A 26,932-nucleotide genomic window follows, 5' to 3' on the forward strand; every position below is an offset into this window, starting at 1 on the left:
TCAGGCTGCCGTCATCACCGTACGTAAGGCGGTCGCCAGGCAACCGGCGATCTGATCGATTTGCTCGGACTGCACGATGAGCGGTGGCAGGAAGCGCAGCACGGCGCCATGGCGCCCGCCGACCTCGATGATCAAGCCGCGTCTCAGACACTCCTGTTGCAGGCGCGCGGCCAATACACCGTCGGCCAGGGGGTGCCCCTGACGGTCGGTCGGGCCATTGGCACGCACTATTTCCACCCCCAGCATCAGCCCCCGCCCCCGGACATCACCCAGTTGCGGATAGTCGCGTTGCAAGGCGCGCAGGTGCCCGGCGAGGCGCTCGCCCATGGCGGCCGCATGCAGCTCCAGGCGTTCCTCGCGTACCAGGCGCAAAGTGGCGGTGCCAGCGGCCATGGCCAGCTGGTTACCACGGAAGGTGCCGGCATGGGCGCCAGGTGCCCAGCGATCCAGCGACTCGTGATAGACCACCACCGCCAGCGGCTGGCTGCCGCCGATGGCCTTGGACAGGACCAGCACATCGGGCTCGATGTCCGCGTGCTCGAAGGCGAAGCGCCGCCCACTGCGGGCGATGCCGGACTGAATCTCGTCCAGCACCAGGGGGACGCCGGCCTCCCGGGTGATGCGGCGGACCTCGCGCAGCCAGGTGATGGACGCCGGATTGACCCCGCCCTCCCCCTGGATCGGCTCGACGATCAGCGCCGCCGGCGGCAGCACCCCGCTTTCCGGATCGTTCAGCATGGTCTCCAGGTAATTCAGCGCCGCCCGCTCGCCCAGCTCGCCCCCCAGGCCGAAGGGGCAGCGATAGGCATGGGGAAAGGGCAGGAATTGCACGCCGCCGTTCATGCCGTCCAGGTGGCGCTTCGGCCCATGGCTGCCCATCAAGCCGAGGGCGCCCTGGGTCATGCCGTGGTAGGCGCCATGGCAGGCCAGCAACTGGCGCCGGCCAGTGGCGGTACGGACCAGTTTGATGGCGGCCTCCACCGCATCGGTACCGGCTGGGCCGCAGAACTGGATGCGCGCATGGCGGGCGAAGCCCTCCGGCAACAGGGCATAGAGTTCGCGGATGAAATCGTCCTTGGCTTCGGTCATCAGGTCGAGGGTGTGCAGGGGGCGCTCACCGTCCAACAGGCCGCGCATGGCGTCGAGGACCACCGGGTGGTTGTGCCCAAGGGCCAGGGTGCCGGCGCCAGCCAGGCAGTCGATGAACCAGCGACCCTCGCTGTCCTGCACATGAATGCCCTGGGCTCGGCGCAACTCCAGCGGCAGCCGCCGTGGATAACTGCGGGCATTGGACTCCAGGGCGGCCTGGCGCTCCAGCCGCGGAGTGCTGGTGAAGCAATAGTCGGCGTCGGCGGGGACAGACGGCAACGGATGACTAGCGGACATGATCGTACTCCTCGAAACCCGGGTTGCGGGCGCTATGGGCAAGAGATGAATTCAGGTTTTCGGCAACCTCGGCCAGCAGGCGCGGATCGCGGACGATGCCTAGATGGTCGGCGTCGATCCAGCGGGACTGCGCCAGGGGGCGTCCCAGTCCCTGCTCCAGCAGGGACTGGCCGTTATGGTTGTTTTCCGGCGAGCGGCTGGCCCACCAGGCATGGACCGGAGCACGCAGGGGCTGCAGCTGCGAGTGCTCGCGCGCCAGGTGGTGCAGGTGGGCTTCGACGGCCAGCAGCTGCGCCCAGGCGCCGCTCTCCTCGATCGAGCTATCGGCTGCCACTGGCGCCGGTCGCCGGACCAGACCCGCGCCGGGGACATAGCCATCGACCAGCCCGACGAAGGCCACCATCTTGCCCAGGCGTTCGAGCAGACTGGCCATTTCCAGCACCAGGGCACCCCCCAGGGACCAGCCGAGCAGCCGATAGGGGCCGCGTGGCTGGGTCTCCAGCAGCATCCGGACATAGTCGCGAGCCAGTTGCGCCAGGCTGGTATCACGCCAGCTGGGGTCGAGGATCTGGCGGTTCTGCAGGCCCCAGACATCCCACCGGCCGGCCAGTTGCTGCGCCAGGGAGTAGTAACCCACCACGGTGCCACTGACCGGATGGGGGCAGAACAGCGGCGGCTGCCCGGTGCTGCCTGGCGTCAAATGGAGCCGCGGATCGGCGCCTTTAGCGGCAACGACGGGCACCGCTGCCGTGGCGCTGGCGGCGAGCGCGGCCAAGGCCTGGTCAAAGGCGGCGAGCAGGCGCTCCACCGTGGCAGCCGCATAGCGCTCACCGCTGTAGCGGCAGCTCAGCCCCAGCCGGCCGTCGTAGACCTGGGCGTTGATCTCCAGCTCCCGCAGCAACGGGGTAGCCGGATCGACCAGTTCGCCACAGGCTTCCCGGGCCGGGACGAAACGGCCGTCGCCCAGGGCGCCGTCGAGCTGGCCGAGGTAGTTGAAGGCCAGCGGCGGTTCCGGCTGGTCGACCAGGACCTCGGCCTTGGCCAGGTAGCGCAGCGCGCCATAGTCCAGGCCGCGCTGGCCACCCGCGGCCAGTTGCGCGCGCAGCCCCTGGAGGGTGGCGAGCGGGCTCTCTGCACAGCTCAATCGCAGGGGATAGAGACTGGTGAACCAGCCCAGGGTACGGCCCGGGTCGAGCTCGGCGAACAGGGCCTCGCGACCGTGGCCTTCCAGGGCGATGACATGGCCGTCCTGGCCGCTCCAGTCGCGCACCGCCTGGGCCAGTGCCGCCAGCAACACCTCGTCAAGCCGCGCCCCCAGCGCAGTCGGCGCTTCGCGCAGCAGCCAGCGGGTGCGGGCGGGATCGAGCTGCACCTCCGCCGTGCACACCTGGCCCTGGGTGGCGCCGCCCGTGGGATGGTCCACCGGCCAATCCGGCCGCGGTGCCAGGTCCTGCCAGAACGCCAGCCGGGCTTGGGTCGACGGCTGCACCGCCCAGCCGGCCAGGCGCTCGGCCCAGGCCTGGTAGGCCGGGGGCCGCGGCTCGTCGACGTGCGGCTCGTCGCGGCCCAGGGCCGAATAGATCCGCCCGAGATCGTCCAGCAGCAGCCGCCAGGACACGCCATCCATGATCAGGTGATGGGCGCAGATGAACAGGCGCTGATCGCCTTCTGGATAGTTCGCCAGGACCAGGCGCAGCAAGCCGCCGCGGGCCAGGTCGAAGCTCCGCTGGGTACGCGCACAGAGGGCTTCCAGCGCCGCCGCATCGGCCACCTCGACCTGTTGCAGCAGCTGCTCGACGCCAACCGCGTCGCGGTAGCCGGCTTGCCAGCCCTGGGCGCTCGGCCAGAAGGCCAGCCGCAGGACATCGTGCCGTTGCAGCAGCCAGGCCACCGTCGCCGCCAGCCGCACCGGGTCCAGGGGCTCGCGCACCTCCAACAGCAAGGCCTGGTTCCAGTGCGCAGGGTTGGGCAGCGGCTGGGCGAAGAAGTGCGCCTGGATCGGCGTCAGGCGCTGTTCGCCCTGGGCCGGCTCCCAGGCGGGTTGGGTGGCGAGAGGTTGGAGACAGAGCGCCAGGTCGGCGAGTCTAGGACTGCGGAAGACCTCCTTGGGCCCCAGCTGCCAGCCCGCGCGTTGCAGGCGACTGATCAGCGCCAGGGACTGGATGGAGTCTCCGCCCAGCTCGAAGAAGCCGGACGCCCTACCAATCCGCTCGACACCCAGCAAGTCGCGCCAGAGTCCAGCCAGCAGTTCCTCGCGTGGCCCCTGGGGCGCCTCGTCGAGGGTTTGGCTGACGAATTCCGGCAAGGGCAGCGCACGACGATCCAACTTGCCGTTGGGCAACTGCGGCAAACGCTCCAAGAGCACCAGGTGCTGGGGTACCAGGTGGCCGGGAAGGTGCTGGCGCAGCCGCTCCAGCAGCGCCGCTTCCTGCAACTGGGCACCGCCGACATAACCCACCAGGCGGGCGCCAGCCGGGGTCTCGCGGACCATGACCAACGCCTCGCGCACGCCGGGGCAGGCCTTGAGCGCCGCCTCGATCTCGCCGGTCTCGATGCGGAAACCGCGCAGCTTGATCTGCTGATCGGCGCGGCCGAGGTATTCCAGCAAGCCCTCAGCGTTGAGCCGCACCCGGTCACCGGTGCGGTAGAGTCGCTCGCCGGCGCGGAAGGGATTGGGCACGAAGCGTTGCGCCGTCTCGCCGGGCCGCTCCAGGTAGCCGCGGGCCAGGGCCCCGCCCAGGTACAACTCACCCTCCACGCCCACGGGCAGCAGGTTGAGATCCTGATCCAGCACATAACCCTGGCGCTCGCCCACCAGGTCGCCGATGGGCGCATAGGCACTGGCGAAGTCCGCCGTGGCCGCGGATGCCCGCCACAGGGTCGGGGTGATGACGGTTTCGGTCGGGCCGTAGCCGTTGATGACCCACTGGGGCTGGAGATACTCCACCACCTCGCGCAGCAGGCGGTGATCATAGGCTTCACCGGCGAAGCAATAGGTCTTCACCCCAGGACCCCGACCCTGCACCCGGCCCCAGTCGGCCAGTTGCCGCAGATAGCTGGGCGGGAAGGCAACCACGGTGATGCCCTCCTCCTCCAGTGCCTGCCAGGTCTCCTGCACACTCCACAACGCTTGGTCGCGGATGACGATGCGAGCCCCTTGGCTCAACGGCGTCAGCCAACGCTCCTGGGCGCCGTCGAAGCTGATGGACAGGAAGTGGAGTTCGCGGTCCTGCGCGGTGAGTTCGTAGCGTTGCGCGATCCCCTGGCAGTGGCGCGCCAAGGGACCATGGGCCACGGCCACGCCCTTGGGACGACCGGTGGAACCGGAGGTGTAGATGACGTAGGCCAGTTGCTCGGGATGCAGAACCACGGCCGGGGCCGTGTCGGGCTGCTGGCTGAGATCCAGTCGATCCAGGGCGACCGCTTCGACGCCGGCCACCTGGGGTAGCCGGTCGAGCAGCTTTTGCTGGGTCAACAGCAGTCGAGCGCCGCTGTCTTCCAGCATCAGCGCCAGGCGCTCGGCCGGGTAGTCCGGGTCCAGCGGCAGGTAGGCACCGCCGGCCTTGAGCACCGCCAGCAGGGCGACGAACAAGTCGACACCGCGCTCGCAGGCCACGCCGACCCGGGTTTCCGCCGCGACGCCCTGCCCACGCAGCCACTGCGCCAGGCGATTGGAGCGTGTCTCCAGGCTGGCAAAGTCCAGCCGCTGCTGGCCGTGTATCAGGGCGATGGCCCGGGGTTGACGCCGGGCCTGCTCGGCGATCAGTGCGGGCAGCAGTGGCGTATCCGTATTGGCCTGCGCGGGTGGATTCCAGCGTTGCCAGGTGGCCAGGCCTTCCGCGTCGAGCAGTGGCAGGTCGCCCAGCGGCGTCTCGGGTTGGCGGACCAGGCCGTCGAGCAGGGTCAGCCAGATGCGCAGGAAACGTTGGGCGGTGGTTCGCTCGAAGAGGTCGCTGGCGAAGTCCAGGTAGCCGGAAATACCGCCGTCGGCCTCGTCGAAGGTGCCCAGCGACAGGTCGAAATGCACCTGGTCGCCCGCGCCGTCGAGGGCTTCGGCGGTCAGACCGGGTAGCTGAGCCAATGCCTGCTCACCACGCGCCTGGTGGTTGAAGGTCACCTGGAACAGGGGGTTGTGGCTCAGGTGGCGCTCGGGTTGCAGTGCTTCGACCAGTTGCTCGAAGGGCAGCTCCTGGTGAGCCTGGGCGTCCAGCAGCCGGGAACGTACCTGGGCGGCCAGGGCCCTGGCTGGCATCCGCCCGGCCAGTTCACCGCGCAGGACCAGGGTGTTGACGAAGCAACCGACCAAGGCCTCGGTCTCCGCCCGTACCCGCCCCGCTACCGGCACGCCGATACGCAGATCGGTCTGGCCGCTGAGACGGAACAGCAGGGTCTGCCAACTGGCCAAGAGCAGCATCGCCGGGGTGACCGCCAGCATCTGGGCCGTACGGCGCAGGCGCTGGGAGGCGGTCGCATCCAGGGCGAAGGTTTCCCGCCCGCCGCGGCCATCGCGCTGGGCGGGGCGTGGGTGGTCGGCTGGCAGTTCCAGCAGCGGGTGTTCGCTACCCAGTTGCGTGCGCCACCAGGCCAGCTGTCGTTCGCCCTCCCCGGCGGCCAGGCGCTCGCGTTGCCAGGCGGCGTAGTCGGCATAGTCCAGCGGCAGAGGTTGTAGTTGCATCCGGTCATCGCCCAGGGCCTGGCGATAGAGGCTGACCAGGTCTTCCAGCAGCAGCCGCATCGACCAGCCATCGGCCAGCAGGTGGTGCAGGCACAGCAGCAGCAGGTGCTCGTCCGGTGCCAGGCGCACCAGGGCCAGGCGCCAGGGCGGCGCGGCCTCCAGGTCGAAGGGTTGGCTCATGAAGGCGCGGCGATAGGTGTCGGCCGCCGCTGCATCCAGGATCACCACCTCGAACACGGGCTCATGCACGGCGTGGATGAGCTGCTGAGCGCCCTGCTCGCCGTGGCCGAAGGTGGTCCTCAGGCTGGCGTGGCGAGCGGTGAGCCGCTGGAAGGCCGTGCGCAGCGCGGCCTCGTCGAGTCGACCCTGCAGGCGCAGGCCACCCGGCAGGTGATAGGCCGCACTGTCCGGTTCGAGTTGGGCGAGGAACCACAGACGCTGCTGGGCGAAGGACTGCGGCGCCCGGGCGGGCGTACCGGGCCAGTCACGCCCCTGCAGCGGCGCCTCGTCAACCTGGGCCAGGTCGACCAGACTGCGGGCGAACGCCGCCAGGGTGGCGGCTTCGAACAGCATCCGGACGGGTACCTCCCAGCGGTGATCGCGACGCAAGCGGGCCACTACCTGCAGGGCGAGCAACGAATGCCCGCCGAGGGCGAAGAAGTCGTCGTCCCGCCCTACCCGCTCCACCTGCAGCAGCTCGGCCCAGAGCGCGGCCAATTCGGTCTCGATACCCGGCTCCGGTGCACGATAGGTCTGCTGGGTAATGTCGGGTTCTGGCAGCGCCTTGCGGTCCAGCTTGCCATTGGGGGTCAGCGGCAATTGATCCAGCGCCAGCAGATGGCTGGGCACCATGAAGTCCGGCAGCCGCGCCAGCAGCGCCTGGCGCAATGCAGCTTCGTCCAGACCTGGCGTCACCAGGTAACCCACCAGCTGCGGACCGGTGGCGCTCTGGCGTAGCAGCACCACGGCTTCGCTCACCCCGGCCAACTCGCGCAAGGCGGTCTCGATTTCGCCCAGCTCCAGGCGCAGGCCACGCAGCTTGACCTGGTGGTCCAGCCGGCCCAGGTATTCCAGGGCGCCATCGTCGCGCCAGCGCGCCAGATCGCCACTGCGATACAGCCGGCCACCCGGGGTGAAGGGATCAGGGACGAAGCGTTCGGCGGTGAGGCCAGGGCGACCGAGATAGCCCCGCGCCAATCCAACACCGCCGATGTACAGCTCGCCGGCCACGCCGACCGGTTGCGGGTTGAGGCGTTCGTCGAGGATATGGATCCGCAAGTTGGCGATGGGCCGGCCGATGGGCACCGCCAGGCGATCCTCTGGCTGGCAGGTCCAGTGGGTGACATCGATAGCCGCCTCGGTAGGGCCGTAGAGGTTGTAGAGCGCCACCTGGGGCAACCGCTGGCGCACGGCCTGGGCCAGTTCCGCCGGCAGGGCTTCGCCGCTGCAGACGATACGGGTCAGGCTGGCGCAGCCGGAAAGATCGTCCTGGGCCAGGAAGGCGGCCAGCATGGACGGCACGAAGTGCAGCGTGGTGATGCCCTCGCGGGCGATCAGGGCGCTCAGCGCCGCCGGGTCGCGATGGTCGCCCGGTCGAGCCAGCACCAGACGGGCGCCGGCCTGCAACGGCCAGAAGAATTCCCACACCGAGACGTCGAAGCTGAAGGGGGTCTTCTGCAGGACGTGGTCACCGGCATCCAAGCCATAGGCCGCCTGCATCCACTGCAGGCGGTTGTGCAGCGCCGCCTGGGTGTTGCCCACGCCCTTGGGTCGGCCGGTGGAACCGGAGGTGTAGATCAGATAGGCCAGTTGCTCGGGATGCACCTGAAGCTCGGGGGCGCTGGCGGGCTCGCTGGACAGGTCCAGTTGTTCCAGGTCCAGTACATCCAGCGACAGCTTTTCCGGCAACAACGAGAGGGCTGGCCCATGGCTGAGCAACAGGCGGGCACCGCAGTCTTCCAGCATGAAGGCCAGACGTTCGGCCGGGTAGTCCGGGTCCAGCGGGACATAGGCCGCGCCGGCCTTGAGCACCCCATAAAGAGCGATCACCATCTCCACCGAACGCAGCATGGCCACGCCGACCCGGCTCTCGCGGCCGATACCACGGCCGCGCAGATAATGAGCCAGGCGATTGGCCGCCTGGTCCAGCTCCAGGTAGCTCAGGCGGCGTTCGTCCAGGCACAGGGCCTCGCGCTCCGGATACACGGCGACCTGCTGGAGGAAGCCCCCCAGCACGCCAGCGGGCGGCAGTGGTGCATAGACCTCCGAGGTGGCATTCCAGTTGGCCAGCCGTGCAGGCTCGTCGGGCAGCAGTAGCGGCGCCTCGGCCAGGGCTTGCTGGGGCGCGTCGAGCAGCCCCTGCAAGAGCACCAGGAAGCGGGCGTGCAGTTGCCTGATGCGCGCCGGTTCGAAGAGATCGAGGGCAAAGGTCCAGCTACCGCCGAGGCGGCCGTCCGGGTCTTCCCAGGTCGCCAGGGCCAGATCGAACTGGGCCTGGGTGGCTGGCGTGTCGAGGATACGGGCTTGCAGCCCCGGCACGTCGGCCAGGGCGCGGTGATCGCGTCGCTGATGGTCGTAGCTAACCTGAAACAGCGGGTGCTGGCTGAGGCTCCGCTCCGGCTGCAGGTGCTCCACCAGGTGCTCGAAGGGCAGATCCTGGTGGGCCTGGGCGTCGAGCAGAGTCTCGCGCACCTGGTGCACCAGGGCGGTGAAATCCGTCGGGGTGGCAAGGTCCAGGCGCAGTACCTGGGTATTGACGAAGCAGCCGATGAGGTCGTGCAGCTCGGCGCGCGTGCGCCCCGCCACCGGTACCCCAATGCGCAGGTCGCGTTGCCCGCTGAGCCGACCCAGCAGCACGCCATAGCAGGCCAGCAGCAGCATGAAGGGCGTAACCCCCAGGGCATGGGCAGCCTGGCGCAGGGCCTTGGCCTGGTCCGCCGCGAGAGTGAAGTCCAGTCGCTGCCCGGCACCGCCGCGCCGCGCCGGCCGTGGCCGGTCGGCCGGCAGATCCAGAGTGGGCGACTCGCTGCCCAGTTGGGCGCGCCAATAGGCCAGTTGCCGCTCGCCTTCCCCGGCGCTCAGGTGCTCACGCTGCCAGCGTGCATAGTCGGGGTACTGCACCGGTAGTGCCGGCAGATCCGGTGCCACGCCGCTGAGCGCTGCCCGATAGAGTTCGGCGAAATCACGCAGCAAGAGGCCGACGGACCAGCCGTCCGAGATGGCATGGTGCAGGCACAGCAGCAGGCGGTGGCGCTGTTCATCGAGGCGCACCAGGGCCAGCCGCCAGGGCGGACTGCTGGCGAGCGCGAAGGGCCGGGCGATGAAGGCCTGCAACAGGCCGGCGAATTCGACCTCCTGGTCGACACCCGCGGCGAGCGCCAAGCGCTCCACGGCCACGGGTGCCGGCGGCAGGATGCGCTGGCGGGGCGGATCACCCGGCAGCAACAGCGTCCGCAGGCTGGCATGCCGCGCCGCCAGAGCGGTAAAGGCCGCGGTCAGGGCTTGCTCATCCAGGGTCCCCTGCAGCTCCAGGACCCCCGGCAGATGATAGGCCGCGCTCTCGGGTTCCAACTGCGCGAGGAACCACAGCCGTTGCTGGGCATGGGATTGCGGTGCCTCGTCCAGCGCCAGGGCCTGGAGTTCCAGCCCCTGGCGCTCGGGCGCCAGGGCGGCGATCCGCGCGGCTTGTTCCGCCAGGTGCGGCGCCTCGAACACCAGGCGCAGCGGCACCTCCCGCCCTTCTTCCAGACGCAGACGGGAGATGAGTTGGGTCGCCAGCAGGGAATGGCCGCCCAGGGCGAAGAAGTCGTCCTGGCGACCGACCCGCTCGACCTGGAGCAAGGCTTGCCACAACTCAGCCAGACGCTGCTCCAAGGCGTTCGCCGGTGCTGCATAGTCTTCGCTCGCCGCGACTTCAGGCGCGGGCAGCGCCCGACGATCCAGCTTGCCGTTGGGCAACTGCGGTAAGCGCTCCAGCACCACCAGGTGCTGGGGGACCAGGTGGCCGGGCAGGTGCTGGCGTAGCCGCTCCAGCAGCGCCGCCTCCTGCAGCTGGCCACCGCCGACATAGCCCACCAGCCGAGCACCAGCCGGGGTCTCGCGGACCATCACCAGCACCTCGCGCACGCCTGGGCACGCCTTGAGCGCCGCCTCGATCTCGCCGGTCTCGATGCGGAAGCCACGCAGCTTGATCTGCTGATCGGCGCGGCCAAGGTACTCCAGCAGGCCCTCGGCATTGAGCCGCACTCGGTCGCCGGTGCGGTAGAGTCGCTCGCCGGCGCGGAAGGGATTGGGCACGAAGCGTTGCGCCGTCTCCCCGGGGCGCTCCAGGTAGCCGCGAGCCAGGGCGCCGCCCAGGTACAGCTCGCCTTCAACGCCCACGGGCAACAGGTTGAGATCCTGATCCAGCACATAACCCTGGCGCTCGCCGACCAGGTCGCCAATGGGGGCATAGGCGCTGCTGGTGAAATCTGCGATCGCCGCGGATGCCCGCCAGAGGGTCGGGGTGATGACGGTTTCGGTCGGGCCGTAGCCATTGATGACCCACTCGGGCTGCAGGTACTCCACCACCTCGCGCAGCAGGCCACGGTCGTAGGCTTCACCGGCGAAACAATAGGTCTTCACGCCAGGGCCGCGGCCCTGCACCCGGCCCCAGTCGGCCAGTTGCCGCAGATAGCTCGGCGGGAAGGCGGCCACGGTAATGCCCTCCTCCTCCAGTGCCTGCCAGGTCTCCTGCACGCTCCATAGCGCCTGGTCGCGGATGACGAGGCGAGCCCCTTGGCTCAATGGCGTTAGCCAGCGTTCCTGGGCGCCGTCGAAGCTGATGGAGAGGAAATGCAGTTCGCGATCCTGCGCCGTGAGTTCGTAGCGTTGCGCGATGCCGCGGCAGTGCAGCGCCAGGGGGCCATGGGCCACGGCCACGCCCTTGGGTCGACCGGTGGAACCGGAGGTGTAGATGACGTAGGCCAGTTGTTCGGGATGCAGGACCACGGCCGGCGCCGAGTCTGGCTGGTCAGTGAGATCCAGTTGATCCAGGGCGACCGCTTCGACGCCCGCCACCTGGGGTAGCCGGTCGAGCAGGTCGTGCTGGGTCAACAGCAATCGGGCGCCGCTGTCTTCCAGCATCAGCGCCAGGCGCTCGGCCGGGTAGTCCGGGTCCAGCGGCAGGTAGGCGCCACCGGCCTTGAGCACCGCCAGCAAGGCGACGAACAAGTCGACGCCGCGCTCGCAGGCCACGCCCACCCGGATTTCGGTCGCGACACCTTGCCCACGCAGCCACTGCGCCAGGCGATTGGAGCGGATTTCCAAGGTGGCGAAGTCCAGCCGCTCCTGGCCATGCACCAGGGCGATGGCCTGGGGTTGGCGGCGGGCCTGCTCGGCGATCAGCGAGGGCAGTAGCGCCTCGTCCGTGCTCGCCGATGCCGGTGGATTCCAGCGCTGCCAGGTGGCCAGGCCTTCGGCGTCGAGCAGTGGCAGATCGCCCAGGGGCGTCTCCGGTTGGCGGACCAGGCCGTCGAGCAATTGCCCCAGGTGCGCCGCCAGCCGCTGGACCTGAGCAGGCGTGAAGCACGCGCGCTGGTAGTGCAGGTGCAATTCCAGGCGCGCACCGGCCATGACGGCGATGCTCAGCGGATAGTGGGTGCGCTCGCTCACCGTGACCGCGCCGATGGCTGGGGCCTTGGCGTTAGCGCCGCGCAGGGCGGCGTCCACCGGATAGTTCTCGAACACCAGCAGCGTATCGAACAACGCCTGACCGGCATGGCCGGCCAAGCGCTGCACCTCGAAGAGCGGCGTATGCTCGTGCTCACGCAGGGCCAGGTTGTGAGCCTGCAAGGCGGGCAGCCATTGGGCGGCGGTCAGCTCCGGTGCAGGTGCCTGGACCACCGGCAGAGTGTTGATGAACAGCCCCAGCAGCCGCTCGCTACCAGCGACCTCGGCCGGACGACCGGCGACGGTGGCGCCGAAGGCGACCCGGCGCTGACCGGTGTAGCGTTGCAGCAACAGGGTCCAGGCCGCCTGCACCAGGGTGTTGAGGGTGACGTGCAGCCGCCGGGCGGCGGCATCGAGCGGGGCCCGGTCGCGGACCAGGTGCTGTTCGCCACTGCGCGGGTCGTCGGCCGTGGTCGAGCGACCGAGGCTGTCGGCCAGACGGGTCGGCAATTCGAAGTCGGCCAGTTGCCCTTGCCAGAATTCGCCGCTACGCGCCGCGTCACGGCTGGCCAGCCAGGCGAGATAATCGCGGTAGCGACCCGGTACCGGCAGCGCCGCGCCGCGGGTCGCCTGGAGGACTTCCGCCAGCAGCGCCGCACTGCTCCAGCCGTCGAGCAGAATATGGTGCAGCGTCCAGACCAGTTGCCAGCGCTCGTCGGTGAGCCGTACCAGCAGCAGGCGCATCAGCGGCGGCCTGGCGAGCTCGAAGGGGCGTTCACGCTCCTCGCGTTGCAGGTCAGCCAGGGCAGCTGGGGCCGCCGGGCGGTCGCGCCAATCCAGCTCGCGCACGGCGAGGTCGGCGTGGCGCCAGATGGCCTGGACCGCCCGACCCTCGCCGGCCAGCCGCAGGAAAGCGGCGCGCAAGCCGGCATGGCGCCGTAGCGCCTGCCGCCAGGCAGCGAGGAAGGCCGCCTTCGGCAGGCCGTCCAGCTCGACGCCTACCTGGTTGACGTAGAGATCGCCTGCCCCGCCCAGCTCGGCGTGGAACAGCAGCCCCTGCTGCATGGGCGTGAGCGGATGCAGGTCTTCGAGGGCGGCCAGCGGCAGCGCATCGAGTTGCGCCTGGGTCAGGGCCAGCAGCGGGAAGTCCGAGGGGGTCGCACCACTGCTCTGGCGGCAGAGGGCGAGGACCTCGTCCAGCGCCGCGCCGAAGGCCTCCAGCAAGGCCTGGATGCGCGCGGCCGCATGGCGCTGGCCGCTGTAGGTGCAGACGAAGTGCAACTCGCCACCGTGGACAGCGCCCTCCAGGGCCAGCTCGGCCTCGAGGGGGGTACGGGGATCGCGCGCCTGTCCAGCAGACTCGTCCGCCAGGCGGAAGCCGCCCAGCTCGCTGTCGAGCTGACCCAAATAGTTGAACAGCAGCGAGCCGGTGGTCTCCGGCAAGCCCGCGTCGCCACGGGCCTGGAGCAGGCCATAGCCGAGGCCACCACGCGGGATAGCTCGCAGTCGCTCCTTAGTGGTCTTGAGGCTAGTGGCGAGATCAGTCTGGTCGCCCAACCGGACCGGATAAAGGCTGGTGAACCAGCCGAGGGTCCGGCTCAGGTCGAGTCCGGGGAAGAGGTCTTCACGACCATGGCCTTCCAGCAGCAGCCGCGCCTCGGCCTGTCCGCTCCAGCCATGCAGGGCCCGCACCAGGGCGGTGAGCAGCAGGTCGTTGACCTGGGTGCGGAAGGCCGCGGGCGCCTGGGTCAGCAGCTCACGGGTGCGCTCCGCGTCAAGTCGCAGGCTCAGGCGCTGGGCGTCGCGCTCCCAGGCGCGCCCGCTGGGATCGTCACAGGGCAAGGCTGGCGCCGCCGGCAACTGCTGCCAATAGGCCCGCTCGCTGTCCAGTTCCAGGCCTTGCAGCGCCTGGACCCAGCTGGCATAGGGGGTCGCGGCCGGCAGGGCCTGCTCGGGCTCGGCGTAGGCGCGCGCCAGGTTATCCAGCAGGATGCGCCAGGACACGCCGTCCACCGCCAGGTGATGGATCACCAACAACAGGCGCTGACCACCCTCGGCAAGATCGGCGAGCACGGCGCGCAGCAACGGTCCTTGGTCCAGGTTCAGGCTGGCCTGGGCCTCGTCGGCCAGAGCCGGTAGCTCGGTGCGGGTCACCGAGGAATGCCAGAGCAGCTCGGCGTCTTCGCTGGCGCGATAGTGCTGCTGCCAGCGACCTTCGGCCTGGGTGAAGCCGAGGCGCAGAGCGCCATGGGTGGCTACCAGCCGCGCCAGGGCTCGGCGCAGTCGCTCGGGCTCCAGCGGCGCCTCCGGTTCCAGCAACAGGGCTTGGTTCCAGTGTTCGGGGCGCGGCAAGGCGCGAGCGAAAAAGGCGTGCTGGATGGGTGCCAGCGCAAAGGGTTCACGCGTTTCGGCGGCAATCTCGCCAGGCGTCTCCAGGTGCTGCACCACGGGGGCCAGTTCGGCCAGGGTCTGCCGCTCGAACAGCTGCCGCGGGCTGAACACCAGCCCCAGGCGCCGCGCGCGGGCGATGATCTGCAGACTGAGGATGGAATCGCCGCCGAGGGCGAAGAAATTGTCGTCCCGCCCGACCCGCTCCACCTGCAGCAGTTCGGCCCAGAGCGTGGCCAACTCGGTCTCGATACCCGGCTCCGGCGCACGATAGGTCTGCTGGGTAATGTCGGGCTCCGGCAGCGCCTTGCGGTCCAGCTTGCCGTTGGGGGTCAGCGGCAGTTGTTCCAGTGCCAGCAGATGGCTGGGTACCATGAAGTCCGGCAGCCGCGCCAATAGCGCCTGGCGCAACGCGGCTTCGTCCAGACCTGGCGTCACCAGGTAGCCCACCAGCTGCGGACCGGTGGCGCTCTGGCGCAGCAGCACCACGGCCTCGCTCACTCCGGCCAACTCGCGCAACGCCGCCTCGATCTCGCCCAGTTCCAGCCGCAGGCCACGCAGCTTGACCTGGTGGTCCAGCCGGCCCAGATAGTCCAGGGCGCCGTCGTCGCGCCAACGGGCCAGATCGCCGCTGCGGTACAGCCGACCACCCGGGGTGAAGGGATCGGGGACGAAGCGTTCGGCGGTGAGGCCAGGGCGACCGAGATAGCCCCGCGCCAATCCAACACCGCCGATGTACAGCTCGCCGGCCACGCCGATGGGCTGTGGGTTGAGGCGTTCGTCGAGGATATGGATCCGCAAGTTGGCGATGGGCCGACCGATGGGCACCGCCAGGCGATCCTCCGGCTGGCAGGTCCAGTGGGTGACGTCGATAGCCGCCTCGGTGGGGCCATAGAGGTTGTAGAGCGCCACCTGGGGCAACCGCTGGCGCACGGCCTGGGCCAGCTCCGCCGGCAAGGCCTCGCCACTGCAGACGATACGCGTCAGGCTGGCACAGCCGGAAAGATCGTCCTGGGCCAGGAAGGCCGCCAGCATGGACGGCACGAAGTGCAGCGTGGTGATGCCTTCGCGGGCGATCAGGGTGCTCAACGCCGCCGGATCACGATGCTCGCCCGGACGGGCCAGCACCAGCCGGGCGCCGACCTGCAACGGCCAGAAGAATTCCCAGACCGAGACGTCGAAGCTGAAGGGCGTCTTCTGCAGGACGTGGTCGCGGGCATCCAAGTCATAGGCCGCCTGCATCCACTGCAGGCGGTTGTGCAGCGCCGCCTGGGTGTTGCCCGCGCCCTTGGGTCGGCCGGTGGAACCGGAGGTGTAGATCAGATAGGCCAGTTGCTCGGGATGCACCTGGAGGTCAGGCGCGCTGGCGGGCTCGTCGGACAGGTCCAGTTGCTCCAGGTCCAGCACGTCCAGCGACAGCTTTTCAGGCAACAAGGCGAGGGCTGGCCCATGGCTCAGCAACAGGCTGGCGCCACAGTCTTCCAGCATGAAGGCCAGACGTTCGGCCGGGTAGTCCGGGTCCAGCGGCACATAGGCCGCGCCGGCCTTGAGCACTCCATAGAGGGCGATCACCATCTCCACCGAACGCAGCATGGCCACGCCGACCCGGCTCTCGCGGCCGATACCACGACTACGCAGATGGTGGGCCAAGCGATTGGCCGCCTGGTCCAGCTCCAGGTAGCTCAGGCGGCGTTCGTCCAGGCACAGGGCCTCGCGCTCGGGATGCAGGGCGACCTGCTGGAGGAAGCCCCCCAGCACGCCGGCGGCCGGCAGCGGCGCATAGGCCTGCGCGGTGGCGTTCCAGGCGGCCAGGCGCGCGGGCTCGTCAGACAGCAGCAGCGGCGCTTCGGCCAGCGGCTGCTGGGGCGTGTCGAGCAGCCCCTGCAAGAGCACCAGAAAGCGGGCGTGCAATTGCTCGATGCGCGCCGGCTCGAAGAGATCGCAGGAGTAATTCCAATTACCACCGAGGCTGCCGTCACCCAATTCCCAGGTATGCAGCGCCAGATCGAATTGGGCGCTACCGTTGTCCAGCGGCAGCAGTTCGGCGCGCAGCTCGGGGCCCAGTTGCAGGGCGTCGAGCTGCCGCGGTTGATGGTTGTAGAGCACCTGGAACAGGGGGTGGTGACTGAGGGTACGTTCGGGAGCCAGGGCGTCCACCAGTTGCTCGAAGGGCAGGTCCTGATAGGCCTGGGCCTCGCGCACCCGCTCCCGAGCCTGGGTCAGCAGCGCCAGGAAGTCCGCCGCGCCTGCCAGTTCCAGGCGCAGTACCTGGGTGTTGACGAAGCAACCGATGACGCGCTCGACCTCGCTACGCTGGCGCCCGGCGACGGGCACGCCGATGCGCAGGTCCTGCTGGCCGGACAGGCGGCCGAGCAGGGTCGCATAGGCGGCCAGCAGCACGGTGAACAGGGTGGTGCGCTGAGCCCGGGCGAAGTCGCCCAGCTGTTGCGCCAGGGGCGCCGGCAACGCGAAGTTCAGCCGCCCGCCACGCTGGCTGGGAGCCGCCGGACGCGGTCGGTCCGACGGCAGTTCCAGCACCGGGTGCTCGCGGCCCAGGCGTGCGCGCCAGAATTCCAATTGGCGCTCGTCCTCCCCGGCGTCGAGGCAGGCGCGCTGCCAGAGGGCATGATCGGCGTAGCTGACCGGCAAGGCGGGCAGCTCGGCGACCTGCCCCGCCAGCGCCGCGCGATAGCAGGCAGCAACGTCGTCCAGCAGCACCTGGATTGACCAGCCATCGGCGATGGCATGGTGCAGGCAGAGCAGCAGATGCGCCGGCGCCCCGTCGACGCCCCGCGCCAGGCCCAGTCGCCACAGCGGCCCGCGTTCCAGGTCGAAGGGCCGATTGGCGAAGGCGCGGGCCACGGCGGGCAGGTCCTGGAGCGTGACCTCGCCCAGGGCCTCCAGCGGTACCTCACTGCGCTCGGCGACCCGTTGCAGGGGGATGCGGCCCGGCCCTTGCTCCAGCATGGTCCTCAGGCTGGGATGGCGCGCCGTGAGGGCCGCGAAGGCCGCCTGTAGCGCGGTCTCGTTCAGGCGGCCGTGCAGGCGTAGCGCACCCGGTAGGTGATAGGCCACATTGCCCGGTTGCAGGCGTTCGAGGAACCACAGCCGTTGCTGGGCATGGGAGGTTTCTGCACAGGCCGCCGCGGCGCCACCGGGAATCGGCAGCGCGCCGGCATCGAGGCCCTGGTCGCGCAATTTGGCGAGGAAGGTACGGCGCTGCGCCGGCGGCAGGCCGAGGAAACGTTTGGCCAGGGCCTGGGCTTTGTCGTGCAACATCAAGAGGTCTCCTCCAGCTCGTCCAGCAGCGCGTCCAGCGCGTCCAAACGGGCGTCGTCCAGGGTCTGCTCGCGCAGGGTGTCGATGAGTTCGGCTTGAGCCGCCACGGTGGTGGCGGTAAAGGCTGCGGCGAGGGGCACGCGCACGCCGAGCCGTTCGTGGATGCGCGATAGCAGCCGGGTGGCCAGCAGCGAGTGGCCGCCCAGGGCGAAGAAGTCGGCATCGCGGCCTACCTCCGGCACCTGCAGCAGTTCCTGCCACAGAGCGGCCAGCTGTCGTTCGGTGCCGGTTTGAGGCGGTTGCCCCGGCGCGGCGTCCAGTTCTGGTACCGGCAACGCGCGGCGATCGAGCTTGCCGTTGGCAGTGCGGGGCAGCCGTTCCAGCCAGAGCGCCTGGGTCGGCACCATGAACAGTGGCAGGCGCTGCGCCAGTGCCTCGCGCAGCGCGGCCAGGCTCGGGCGCTCGCCGTTCTGGGGCTCCAGATAGGCCACCAGTTGCGCCCCCTGGGGCGTGGGTTGGGCGGCGACCGCAGCATCCCGCACGCCGGGTTGCGCCCGCAGCAGGGCCTCGATCTCGCCCGGCTCCAGGCGTTGGCCGCGTAACTTGATCTGGAAGTCGGTGCGGCCGACATACTCCAGCTCGCCGCGGACGTTCCAGCGCACCAGGTCGCCGCTGCGATAAAGCCGCTCGCCGGCCGCGAAGGGACTGGGCACGAAGCGTTCGGCGGTCAGTCCGGCACGGCCCACGTAGCCACGGCCTACGCCGGCACCGCCGATGTACAGCTCGCCCACCCCGCCACGGGGCACCAGACGCAGCCGCGTATCGAGCACGAACAAGTGGGTGTTGTCGGTCGGCTTGCCGATGGGGATGTCCGCCTGGGGCGCCCGCAGTAGCTGCAGGGCCACGTCGTCGGCGCACTCGGCAGGGCCATAGGCATTGACCAGCGGGATGCCGGGGTAGCGTTGCAGCCAGCGCGCCGCCAGATCCGGCGCCAGCGCCTCGCCGGTGGGCAGCAGCCAACGCAGTGCCGGTAGGGGCTGCGGCGGCAACTCCAGCAGCGCGGCGATCACCGTCGGCACGCATTCCAGGACGCTCACCTCGCCGGCAACAACGCGCGCCAGCAGGGTTGCTGGGTCTTGCACCTCGGCTTCGGCGACGATCTCCACCCGGCCGCCGAACAGCGGCGGGGTGAGGAACTGCCACACCGAGACATCGAAGCCGGTGGCGGCCGTCTGGGCGATGACGTCGTCCTCGCCCAGTTGCAGGAAGGGCAGCTTGCTCAGCTGGTTGTTGAGCATGCCCTGCTGGGTGACCATCACCCCCTTGGGCTCGCCGGTGGAACCGGAGGTGAAGATCACATAGGCCAGCTGGTCGGGTCGGCTGCGCACGCCGGGGCCGCCCTGGGGCTGCCCGGCCAGCAGTTCTTCGAGCAGTAACAGCCGCGGCGGTCTCTGGCTCAGCGTCAGGATGGCCTGGGCCTTTTCCCGCTCGGCCCGGGGCACCACCAGCACCGGTGCGGCGCTACCGTCCAGCAGCCGGGCACTGCGCGCCGGCGGGTGACGCTCGTCCAAGGCCAGGTAGGCAGCGCCGGCCTTGAAGGTGCCGACCATAAGGGTCAGCAGTGCCAACCCCCGCGGCGCCCAGAGCGCCACGACCTGATCCGGACCGACACCCTCAGCCGCCAGGGCGCGGCCCAGGCGGCCCGCCTGGTGGTCCAGCTCGCCATAGCTCAGGCTGGCCTCGCCGCAGCGCGCCACGCTGCGCTCGGGATGAGCGGCGGCATGGGCCTCGAAACGCTCGATCCAGGGCAATTGATACCAGTGCGGTTGCGCCGCGCCACGGCCCCAGCCGAGCAGCCGCTCGCGCTCATCCGCCGCCAGGGGCTCCAACTGCTCCAGGACGCGTTCCGGCGCCTCGATCAGGGCCAGCAAGAGTCGCTCGAACTGGTCCAGCAGGGTGCGCATGTCGGCGGCGGCGAACAGGCCGCTGTCGAAGGTGAATTGCAGACGCAGCTCGTTGCCCGGCAGCAGGACCACCGTGAGCGGATAGTTGGTGTGGGTACGGTTGGCCAGGGGGGTGATGTCGAACTCGCGCACGGCCTCCTCCACCGCGCCGCCCAGGGGCACGTTCTCGAAGACAAACAGCGACTCGAACAGCGGCTCACCGGCCGGGACCGAGGCCAGCTGCTGCACCTCGGCCAACGGCAGATGTTCATGCTGGCGCAACTCCGCGTTACGCGCCTGCAACTGCTGCAGCAACGCCAGCGCCGGCACCTCGGCGGTCGGCCGGGCAACCCGCAGCGGCAGGGTGTTGATGAACAGGCCGAGGGCTTCCTCGATGCCTTCCAGCTCAGGCGGCCGGCCAGCAACGGTAACGCCGAAGATCACCTCGTCCTGGCCGCTATGGCGCATGAGCAGCAGCGCCCAGGCCGCCTGGACGAAGGTATTGGCGGTCAACTGGTGACGCCGCGCCTGGGCCGCCAGGGCGCGGGTCGCCTGCGCCGACAATGCCACGGCTTCGTCGCGCATCTCACCCGAGGCCAAGCCTTGGCGGCGATAGGGCAAGGGCGTGGCCGCTTCCACCCCGGCCAGCTCGGCGCGCCACCAGGCGCGACCCGCGGCGGTATCCTGGGCCGCGAGCCAGGCGAGGAAATCGGCATAGGGTCGGGCGGGTGGCATTGCCAGCTCGGTCCCGGCGACGGCTGCCCGATAGCGGGCAAAGAATTCGCCCAGCATCAGGCCGCGGCACCAGGCGTCGATCAGCACATGGTGATGGGTTTGCACCAACTGGTAGTCGTTCGGGCCGAAGGTTACCAGACGCAGGCGCAGCAGCGGTGGCCGGGCGAAATCGAAGCCCGTGCGGCGCTCCTCGGCCAGCAGCGCCTCCAGCGCGGCCACGCCCTCCTCCCGCGGCCGGTCGCTGAAGTCCAGCAGGCTGACCGGCGACGGCACCTGACGATGCACCACCTGGCGCCATTCGCCGTCCAGCTCCTGGAACCCGGTCCGCAGCGCCGGATGTCGCGCCACCACGGCGTCCCAGGCCTGGCGGAAGGCCGCGGCCGCCAGCGGTTGGCGCAGCTCATAGCGATCCTGCATCAGGTAGATGCCACTGCCCGGCTCCAGCAGGCTGTGCATGAGAATGCCTTCCTGCATGGACGCCAGGGGCAGTACGGCTTCAAGCTCGGCTTCCGGCGCCTGCGCGCCGTCGAGCAGCGCCGCCAGCGCCTCCACGAAGCCCTGGTGCAGCTGTTCGATGGCGTCCGCCGCGAAGCGCGTGGCGCTGTAACGCCAGTCCAGGCGCAACTGGCCGTCGCGGACTTGGGCGTCCAGCACCAGGGCACTGGTCAGCGGCCCTTCGGGGTCGCGACTGCTGCGCAGCTCCAGCCCTCGCAGCGGGAAGCCGGCCACCGTCGGCCGCTCGAAACGGCCCAGGTAGTTGAAGGTCAGGCCGTCGCGGGTATCGGCCAGGTCAGCGCCGCCCAGGTAGCGCAGCAGCCCGTAGCCCAGGCCGCGCTCGGGCACCTCGGCCAGGGTCAGCCGCGTGCGCGCCAGGGTAGCGGCCGGGGTCGACTCGGCGCCCAGCACCAGCGGATAGAGGCAGGTGAACCAGCCCAGGGTGCGACTCAGCTCCAGGCTGCCGTCCAGCTCCTCGCGGCCATGGCCTTCGAGGGCGATGCGGGTGGCCGCGCGGCCCGTCCACTGCCGCAGCGCCTCGGCCAGCGCCGCTAGCAGCACCGCTTCGGTGCCGGGTAGCTGGAGCAGCCGCTCGGTCAACTCCGCCGGCAGTCGCAGCGCCAGGCTACCGGCGTCGCGGACGCGGCAGCTGCCATGGGGGTCCAGGCACGGCAGGGTCTCGGGGACCGCGGTGACCGCGTCCCAGTAACCGCGCTGCTGCTGCAACCGTGGATCGGCGGCGCGTTGCGCCAACTGCAGGGTCCAGGCGCTCCAGTCGCTGCCCGTCTCGCCCAACTCCAAGAGCGCACCGGCTGCCGCCTGCTGATAGGCCAACGCCAGGTCATCGAGCAGGATGCGCCAGGAGACGCCGTCCACGGCGAGGTGATGGATGGCGATCAACAGCTGGGGACGCTGCGCCGGCCCTTCGGCCAGCACCACGCGCAGCAAGGGTCCACGGGCCAGGTCCAGGCTGCGTTCGGCTTCGTCGAACAACGGCGCCAGCTCGGCCTCGTCGGCGACTCGACAGGTCCAGAGCAGCCGCTCCGGGTCTTCCTGGGCTCTTAGCCGCTGCCGCCAGCCGCCCTGCTCGTTCGGCTCGAAGGCCAGCCGCAGGCTGCCGTGGCGGGCGACCAGGGCCGACAATGCCTGGCGCAGGGCCGCAACCTCGATGGGGGCCGCTAGTTCGAGAATGACGGACTGGTTCCAGTGCGCGCGCTGCCGGACCGGCTCGCTGAAGAAGCGGGCCTGGATGGGCGTCAAGGGCAGTTCGCCGGGGACGGCAGGCACAGACGCTGGGGCCACGGACGGCGCGGCGGCAGGCACCGCGACCGCGGCCAGGGCGGCGATGGTCTGGTGTTCGAACAGTTGCTTGGGCGTGAGCTTGAGGCCCTGGCGGCGGGCCCGGGCGATGATCTGCAGGCTGAGGATGGAATCGCCGCCCAGGGCGAAGAAATTGTCGTGCCGACCGACGCGCTCTACCTTGAGCGCCTCGCTCCAGAGCGCCGCCAAGGCGGTCTCGACCTCGCCCTGGGGTGCGGCGAACTCGGCCTGGCGGGCTTCGGGTTCCGGCAGGCGGGCGCGGTCCAGCTTGCCGTTGGCAGTGAGCGGGAAAGCCTCGAGCACCAGGATCTGAGCCGGTACCAGCGCCTCGGGCAGCAGCTGCGCGAGACGCTCGCCCAGGCGTTCGCCAGTGAGCTCGCGGCCAGTCACATAGGCCACCAGCTGCCCACGGCCATCCAGCTGCACATGGGCCGCCGCCACGCCGGGTTGTGCCAGCAGGGCCGCCACGATCTCGCCCGGCGCCACACGATAACCCCGTATCTTGAGCTGGTCGTCGTTGCGACCGAGGAACTCCAGCCGGCCGTCCGCGGCCAGCCGTACTCGGTCACCGGTGCGATAGAGGCGCTCGCCGGGCACCCAGGGATCAGGGAGGAAGGCCGCGGCGGTATCGCCCGGTCGGCCCTGGTAGCCCCGCGCCAGGCCCGCCCCCCCGAGGTACAGCTCGCCGGCCGCACCGGCGGGGAGCGGATTGAGGTCGGCGTCCAGTACCCGGGCGCGCAGATTGGGCAGCGGCGTGCCCAGGGCGATGCCCGCTGTCGGCTCGTCGAGGACCGCGGTCAGGGCGCCCACGGTGCTTTCGGTGGGGCCGTAATGGTTGAACAGCCGGCACCCAGGCTTGAGTTCGCGAACCCGCGCGGCCAACGGTTCTGGCAGCGCCTCGCCGCCCAGCACCAACGCTGCGGACGGCAGCAGGGGCGTCGGATCGGCGGCCTGCAGCAAGGCGTTCAGATGGGTAGGGACGATCTTGAGCACCGCCACGGGATGGCGCGCGAAATAGTCGGCGCAGCGATCGGCATCCTGGACCACCTCGTCAGCCAAGAGGTGCAAGGTGCCGCCAGTGGCCAGGGCGCCAAACAACACCGTGTGGCCGAGATCGGCGGCAACCGTGGAAACCATGGCGAAACTGGCCTGGGGCGGCAACGCCAGCCGCTGCAGCACGCCCTGCACATAGTTGGCGATGGCGCCATGGCTGACCACCACCCCCTTGGGCCGCCCAGTGGTCCCGGAGGTGTAGATCAGGTAGGCCGCCTGGGCCGGCAGTACCATGACATCCAGCGCCTCCGCCGACGCCTGCCGCCAGTCCGCCGTGGCGTCCAGCGCCAACGCGGGCGGCCCCTCGGGCACGGGCATGCCGAGCAGCAACTGGGCACCACTGTCAGCCAGCACCTGCGCCTGGCGCGCCGCGGGCCACTTGGGATCGACGAAGACGCAGGCCCCGCCGGCCTTGAGAATGCCCAGCAGGCCGACGACGAAGCTGGCCTGCCGTGGTTGGCAGAGCGCTACCCGGACCTCGGCACCAATTCCCTTGGCGCGTAGCGTCCGCGCCAAGCGATTGCTGTCGGCCTCCAGCTGGGCATGGCTCAGGCTGGCATCGCTGGCCACCAGGGCCGGTTCGTGCCCGGCCTGCGCCAGCCCCGCGCGCCACAGTGCCAGCAGGTCCGTTGCCGGGAAGGCTTGGGATTCACCGGCCAGTCCCGCTTCCTCCTTGGCCAGGCGGTAGCACGCCAGGGGTTGCTCGGCATCGGCCACCACCTGCTGCGCCAGGTGCGCGAAATCGTCCGCCAGCGCGGCGATGCGCGGCGCCTCGAAGAGGTCGGTGGCATAGGTGAACACCGCTTCGATGCCCGTCGCCAGGTCGGTGATGTCCAGGCCCAGGTCGAAGTGCGCGGCGCCATCGTCGAGCTGCCGCGCGGACAGCGTCACCCCGCCCAGGTCCAGCGCCTGGGGCAGTGGGAATTGCTGGGTGAATTTCACCTGGCACAGCGGATTCCAACCCAGGTGCCGCTCCGGCGCCAGGGCTTCCACCAGCAGGTCGAACGGCAGGTCCTGATGAGCCTGGGCTTCCAGGGCGCGCCGCTTGACCTGGTCGAGCAGGACGCTGAACGAGCGGGCGCCGTCCAGCTGGCATCGCAGCACCTGAGTGTTGACGAAAAAGCCGATCAGGCGCTCCGTCGCCCGTTGGGTGCGCCCGGCCACGGGAACACCCACGCACAGGTCGCTGCTGCCGCTATGGCGCTGCAACAGCAGCTGGAACAACGCCAGGCCGACCATGAACAGCGTCGCCCCCTGGCGTTGGGCCAGATCATGCAGGCCCGCGTTGACGGTGGCGGGCAGGCTGAAGGCGAAGCGCGCGCCGCGCCCGCTCTGCTGCGGCGGTCGGGGGCGGTCGCCGGCCAACTCCAGGCGTGCGGGCGCGTCGGCCAGTTGGGCCTGCCAGTAGGCCAATTGGCGCTCGCGGGTTTCACCGGCCAGCAGCTGGCGCTGCCAACGGGCGAAGTCGGCATAGGTGATGGTGAGGGGCGCCAGCGCGGGCGTCTCGCCCTCGGCAGCGCGGTACAGGGCGGCGAAATCTTCCAGCAGCACCTGGATCGACCAGCCATCGGCGATGATGTGGTGCAGTACCAGCAGCAGCCGATGGTCCTCGGCGTCTCGGCGGATCAGCGCCATGCGCCACAGCGGCCCTTGGCGCAGGTCCAGCGGACGGCGCACCAGGCTCTCGACCAAGGTGGCCTGGGCCGCCTCGGGCTGTGCGGCCTGGCTCAGGTCATGGTGCTCGACCGCCCCTTGCGCCAGCATTTCGATGCATTGCTCGGGCACCTCACCGGCACCTGCCGAGAAGCGGGTGCGCAGCGCCGCATGGCGCTGCACCAGGGCCTCCAGCGCCCGCTCCAGCCGTGCCACGTCCAAGCTTCCGTGAAGGAGGATTTCACCGGCCAGGTGATAGGCGGCATTGCCCGGCTCCAGCTGATCGAGAAACCAGAGGCGCTGCTGCGCGAAGGACTGGGGCGCGCGGGGCGCATCCTCGGCGACGGGGCCTTCCGCCGCGGCTTCGCGCGGCAGCGCGGCCACCCGCGCGGAAAAGGCGCCCAGCGTCGAGGCCTCGAACAGCAGCGCCGGATCGATCGACACCCCAAGCGACTCGCGCAACCGCGCCTGCACCTGCACCACGGCGACCGAATCCCCGCCCAGGGCGAAAAAATGCGCCTGGGCGGTCAGGTCATCGCGCCCGAGCACCTCGGCCCAGGCCGTGCGCACCTCGGGCAGTACGGGCGGCGCCGCGACCTGGGACTCGCCCTGGGCCAGGGCGCCATCGCGCCACTCGGCGAAGCTGTCCAGGCTGCCCGCCAACCAACCGGCCCGGCAGGCGGCGCGTTGCAGCTTGCCGCTGGTGGTGCGCGGCAGCGTTCCGGGCTCCAGCAGCGCAATGGCTCTGGGTGCGACCTGAAAGGCCTGAGTCAAGGCCTCCACCAAGGCCCCGCAGATGCGTTCGGCCGGTACCAGGCGGCGCACGTTGCGACTGATCTCCAGCGCCAGACCGATGCCCTCGCGACCGTCCTCGCCCACCAGGGCGAAGGCCGCCACCCGGCCCCGCCGCAGGTAATCGGCCACCTGCTCTTCCAGCACCAGCTCCACGTCCTGCGGATAGAGATTCTGTCCATTGAGAATAATGAGGTCCTTCAGCCGCCCGGCGATATAGAGTTCGCGCTCAGCGGCGATGCCCAGGTCGCCGGTGCGCAGCCAACGGCGACCATCGCGCTCGATGAAGGCCGCGGCCGTGGCCTCGGGATTGTTCCAGTAGCCTTGCGCCAGGCTGGGGCCGGCGACCCACACCTCGCCGGCGCGGGTCTCGTCCAGCGGTTCCAGGGTGTGCGGATCGACGATGCGCAACTCGTGGTCGGCATCGCACCAGCCGCACCCGGCCAGGCGGCCGTGTTGCAGCGCCGCCTCGGCCCCGGCGGCACTCAAGGCGTCACCGGCGAATCGCTGGATACGGAATTCGTCGGTCGGCTCGTGGGCGCAGACATAGAGGGTCGCTTCGGCCAGGCCATAGGCCGGGGTCAAGGCCTGCCGGCGGAATCCCGCGGCGGCGAAGCGCTCGCAGAAGGCATCCAGGGTGTCCACTCGGATCGGCTCGGAACCGGAAAAGGCCATGCTCCAGCGACTCAAATCGAGCTCGGCCAGGGCACTGTTGCTGATCCGCTCCACGCACAGGCGGTAGGCGAAGTCCGGCCCGCCGCTGACGGTGCCGCCGTATTGGCTGAGCGCTTGCAGCCAGCGCGCCGGGCGGGTGAGGAAGTGATTGGGCGACATCAGCGTCAGGGTGCCGCCATGAAAGATCGGCAGCAGCAGTCCGAGCATCAGGCCCATGTCGTGGTAGAGCGGCAACCAGCTCACCCATTCCTCGTCGCGCCCGGTGAAGAAGCCGCGCTGCATGGCCTTTTCATTGGCAATCAGGTTGGCATGGCTGACCATCACCCCCTTGGGCGCCGACGTCGAACCCGAGGTGTATTGCAGGAAGGCCAGCGCCGAGGGGTCCACCACCTGGGGGCGATAGGTCAGCGCCCAGCTGGCCTCGATGTCTTCCACCGCCTGGCACAACGCGCCCTCGGGCAGCGCCTGCGCCAGGGTGTCGGCATGGGCGGCGAGGCAGGCCCGCTCGCCGAGCACTACCCGCGGCTGGGCGTCGTCGAGGATGCCGCGCAGGCGCTCGATGTGCATCTGCCGACTGTTTTCCGGCGGGAAGGCCGGCACGGCGATGACCCCGGTATAGAGGCAGGCGAAGAAGGCCGCGGCGTAATCCGGGCCGCTGGGTAGCAGAAGCACGCAGCGCTCGCCCCGGGTCTGCCCGAGCCGCTCCTGCAGGTAGCCGGCCAGGCTCAGCGCACGGTTGCGCAGCTCGGCATAGGAGGTCAGCTGCGGCGTCTCGTCGTTGGTCAGATGGCGCAGCACCGTCTTGTCCGGCTGGCGCTCGGCGTAGAAATCGAGGACGTCGACGAAGTGCTCGGCTTGATCCGCTCGGGAGGTCATGGCTTCACCTGCA

General features: G+C 70.0%; 3 protein-coding genes. All 3 read right to left on the reverse strand.

Features of this window, described 5'->3' with window-relative positions; genetic code table 11:
• Genes C722_RS0107355 through C722_RS0107365 form a run of 3 tightly spaced genes read right to left on the reverse strand, consistent with a single transcriptional unit; the run spans nt 1 to nt 26,919 of the window.
• On the reverse strand, nt 1-1,386 hold the full coding sequence (locus C722_RS0107355; RefSeq protein ID WP_017639884.1) for a diaminobutyrate--2-oxoglutarate transaminase: 1,386 nt from the start codon (nt 1,384-1,386) through the stop codon (nt 1-3).
• Nucleotides 1,376-17,377, reverse strand: coding sequence for a non-ribosomal peptide synthase/polyketide synthase (locus C722_RS0107360; protein WP_017639885.1), 16,002 nt, complete (start codon nt 17,375-17,377; stop codon nt 1,376-1,378). The genes C722_RS0107355 and C722_RS0107360 overlap by 11 nt, the downstream gene beginning before the upstream one ends.
• On the reverse strand, nt 17,377-26,919 hold the full coding sequence (locus tag C722_RS0107365) for a non-ribosomal peptide synthetase (protein WP_017639886.1): 9,543 nt from the start codon (nt 26,917-26,919) through the stop codon (nt 17,377-17,379). Before C722_RS0107365 ends, C722_RS0107360 begins: the two co-directional genes overlap by 1 nt.
• Nucleotides 26,920-26,932 lie beyond the last annotated feature (13 nt).

The organism is Pseudomonas sp. 313 (genome assembly GCF_000316965.1).
GTDB lineage: Bacteria > Pseudomonadota > Gammaproteobacteria > Pseudomonadales > Pseudomonadaceae > Chryseomonas > Chryseomonas benzopyrenica.